Source organism: Deinococcus pimensis DSM 21231, from assembly GCF_000519345.1.
Lineage (GTDB): Bacteria > Deinococcota > Deinococci > Deinococcales > Deinococcaceae > Deinococcus_A > Deinococcus_A pimensis.
In genome coordinates this window covers 369,637-372,961 of sequence record NZ_KI912633.1, presented here as the reverse complement: position 1 = coordinate 372,961, position 3,325 = coordinate 369,637, and the positions used below count along the sequence as shown (strand labels likewise).

Genomic DNA, 3,325 nt, shown 5'->3' with positions numbered 1-3,325 from the left:
CCGCGCGTGCCGCCCGACGCGAAGGGCTCGTAGCGCAGCGTGACGCGCCCCTCGCGCACGAGCAGCCCCGCCACTCCCAGTTCCGCGAGGAGGTCGCCGAGCTCGTCCTCGCCGGGCGCGAGCCGCGCCTTGCGGCGGATCTTCGTGGCGTTCGCCTCCGCGAAGGTCAGGAACGCCCGCGATGTCCCGCACCACGCCCGCAGCACCGGCGCGAGCGGGTCCTCCGGGGAGGGGCAGATCAGCCGCACGAGGTCCTCGACGCGTCTCGTCACCTCCTCACCCTAGCCCGCGGGGCGGCGCGACGTTCCTGAAGCGTCCCTTGGGGTTGCCGGGACCCACGCTTCAAGCTCGGCGCGTACGGTGGGATCACCCAGGAGGTGCTCCATGCAGGTACGAGAAGTGATGACCACCGATCCCGTCTGCTGCACGCCCGACACGAACCTGCGCGACGTCGCCGCGATGATGGTGGAGTACGACTGCGGCAGCGTGCCCGTCGTGGACTCCTATGACGGGATGCACGCCGTCGGCGTCGTCACGGACCGTGACATCACCGTGCGGACCGTCGCGAACGGAAGGAACCCGCTGGAGTGCAACGCGCGCGACGTCATGTCGGAGGGCGTCGTGAGCGTCTCGCCCGACGCGGACGTGATGGACGCCGTGAGGCTGATGGAGCGCAGCCTCGTGCGGCGTCTGCCCGTCACGAACGAGAACGGCACGGTCGTCGGGATGGTCGCGCAGGCGGACCTCGTCCGCAACGTGGACAACGAGGACGCGGGCCTCGTCGTGAAGGAGGTGTCGCGCGCCACGGGCGACGCCAGCGCGGTGAACACCGACGTGCGCGACGAACGCTGAACGTTCCGCGAGGGAGGGGAGCGCCGGGCGCTCCCCTCCCCGCGTGGCCGCGCTCAGCGCGTGGCGGGCGTGACGGTCAGCGCGTCGAGCAGCACCTCCCCGGTCGTCCCGCTCACGGTGAGGACGTTCTCGCCCGCCCGCAGGGGCACCGTGACCGCGCGCGTCCCGAAGTTCCCCGCGCCGCCCGCCGGGAAGGTCACGTCGAAGGCCCGGCCGTTCACGTCGAGCTTCTGCCGCGCCGCCCGCGCGGAGGCGGCGCGCAGGCGCACCACGTACGACCCGGCCTCCTTCGCGCGGACGCGCGTGAAGCGCACCCGGTCGGTGGGCGCGTCGAGCCGTACGGCGGCGCCGCCGGAGGCGAGTTCGGCGTCGCGCCGCTCCACGCCGCTCGCGGCGGCCTGCTCCGCCTCGAACTCGCCCGACGGGAGCGGCAGCGCCTCGTCGAACCCGGCGGGCCGTCCGAAGCGGGGCGTGCCGTCCTCGTTCCACGTGATCCTCTGCGCGCGGACGCTGCGCCCGCCCCAGCCCGCGCCGGGCAGTTCGTTCGCGTGGTAGAGGTGCCAGTCCTCCGTGCCGTCCGGTGACTTCACGAGACCGTCGTGCCCCGGCGCGTACACGCCCCCGGCGTCGTCGCGGCGGAACACGCACCCGTTCGACTTGCGCCACGACGCGGGATCGAGGACGTCCGATCCGCGCAGCGAGAGCAGGCCGAGGCAGTAGTCGTCCGTCCAGCTTCCGCTCGCGGAGTACACCACGAACAGCCGTCCGCCGCGCGTGAGCACCTCCGGGCCCTCGTTGACGTGGGGACGGCCCACCTGCTCCCAGGGCCGGTCGGGCTGCGAGATCAGCGCGCGCGGCCCGTCGAGCGTGACGGGATCGCGCATGCGGGCCACGTACAGGTTCTGCTGCACGTTCTCCGCGCCCTCCCAGCCGGACCACAGGAAGTAGCGCTTCCCGGCCCGCTCGAAGACGGTACCGTCGATGGCCCAGCGGTCGTCGGCGCCCGCGACCTTCCCGCGGAAGGTGTACGGGCCGCGCGGGGAGCGGGCCTCCAGGACGTACATGCGGTGGTTCTCGTTGTTACCGTCGTCGGCGGCGTAGTACACGTACCAGCGGTCGCCCCAGCGGACCAGCTCGGGCGCCCAGAGTTCGCAGCACGGGGAGTCCTGCCGCCCGCCCTGCCACACGACGGTCCGCTTCGCCTGCCCGAGCCCCGTGAGCGTGAGGGACGTGCGGACGCTGATGCCGTCCGTGTCGGACTGCACGAGGTGGTAGAAGGCGCCGTCGAACACGACGGACGGGTCCTGCCCGGCGGCGAGGAGGGGATTGCGGAACGTCCGGGGCCGCGCGGAGTCGCCAGGCGCGGCGGACGCGAGGAACGCCAGGGCGAGCAGGCCGAGGGGAGCGCGGGCACGGCGCGGCAGGGAGGCGCACATACTCCGATGCTGGACCACCGGGGGTGCGGGCGGGTCGGAGCGCCCTGAGGGTCCGTTGACCGTGGGTTCAGGGGGTGCGGGCGGGCAGGGCCCGCAGGGCGGCGCGGACCTCGTCGGTGAGGCCGTCCTCGTCGGTGATGTCCCAGACGGCGTCCTGCACGGCGGACAGATCAGACGTGAGGTCGCGGTCGGCGAGCAGGTCGAGCAGTTCCTTCATCGCGGCGTTCGTGTTGACGGGCCCGAAGCGGTAGCGGGCGTCCTCGTCGGACGCGTGCCGATGGTGGTTGACGCACCACAACTCGACGTAGACGACCGTGACGACGTGCGGTGGCAGCGTGATGGTGTGCGTCTGGATCATGAGGCCGTTCTGGTTCTCGTCGCTCTCCGAGATGAAGTACGTCCCGCCGGGGATCACGATGGTCACGGTGGTGTCGGTCGTGTTGCTCAGCCCCAGGCAGATCCGGACGTTCCCGACGGTCTCTTCGAGCGGCTTGACGTTCTCGCAGCGTTCGATCCGGTCGCCGACGATGTCGCCGTCCACGACGACGCCGGGGGGCAGCTGGTACGCCGTCCCGGTGGGACGCGCGAAGTACGCCTGCGCGGCGCTGCCCGTGCCGGGGTCCGTGACGGGGTCGGGCAGGGTGACGGACGGCGTGCCGCCGCAGGCGGCGAGCGCGGCGGTGAGGACGAGGCTCAGAACGGTCTGGACGGCGGTGTGCTTCGTGATCATGGATCTCCCCTGGCGACCGGGCGGACGCGCGAGGACACCGTACCGTGGAGGGCGTGGCGCGGTGATGACGTCGGGCGGGTCGGCGCGACGATGAAGATGCGCTTCAGGCGGCGTGAGGAGCGGGCGCATATGGTGTGTCATGCGTATTCAAGGACGAGTTTCCTCCGACGCCGACCTGCACGTCCTGATCCACGCCGAGGACGTCGCCCTGCCCGACCTCGGTCCCGGGTTCGCGGGCGCGGCGCGTCGCCGGGCCGAACGCCTCGTGGGCGACGCGGTGGCCCTGCTCTCGCACGCCGAGCGCGAC

At 72.5% G+C, this 3,325-nt stretch carries 4 protein-coding genes; 1 reads left to right on the top strand and 3 read right to left on the bottom strand.

From position 1 onward, the window contains the following. The coding region (locus DEIPI_RS39115) for a hypothetical protein (protein ID WP_045233739.1) at nucleotides 1-272 on the bottom strand (272 nt) is incomplete at its 3' end. A gap of 112 nt (nucleotides 273-384) precedes the next feature. Between DEIPI_RS39115 and DEIPI_RS0106635 the strand changes: the two genes are divergently transcribed. Then, on the top strand, nucleotides 385-852 hold the full coding sequence (locus DEIPI_RS0106635) for a CBS domain-containing protein (RefSeq protein ID WP_027481266.1): 468 nt from the start codon (nucleotides 385-387) through the stop codon (nucleotides 850-852). Between the two features lie 53 nt (nucleotides 853-905). Here the strand turns inward: DEIPI_RS0106635 and DEIPI_RS29100 are convergent, their stop codons facing one another. Both DEIPI_RS29100 and DEIPI_RS0106625 read right to left on the bottom strand, forming a co-directional pair. Then, nucleotides 906-2,288, bottom strand: a complete 1,383-nt coding sequence (locus DEIPI_RS29100; protein ID WP_052351639.1) for a family 43 glycosylhydrolase — start codon at nucleotides 2,286-2,288, stop codon at nucleotides 906-908. A 67-nt stretch (nucleotides 2,289-2,355) separates the two neighbouring features. Next, entirely contained in the window at nucleotides 2,356-3,018 is a 663-nt protein-coding gene (locus tag DEIPI_RS0106625; protein WP_027481265.1) for a hypothetical protein, read from the bottom strand. Nucleotides 3,019-3,325: the final 307 nt, after the last annotated feature.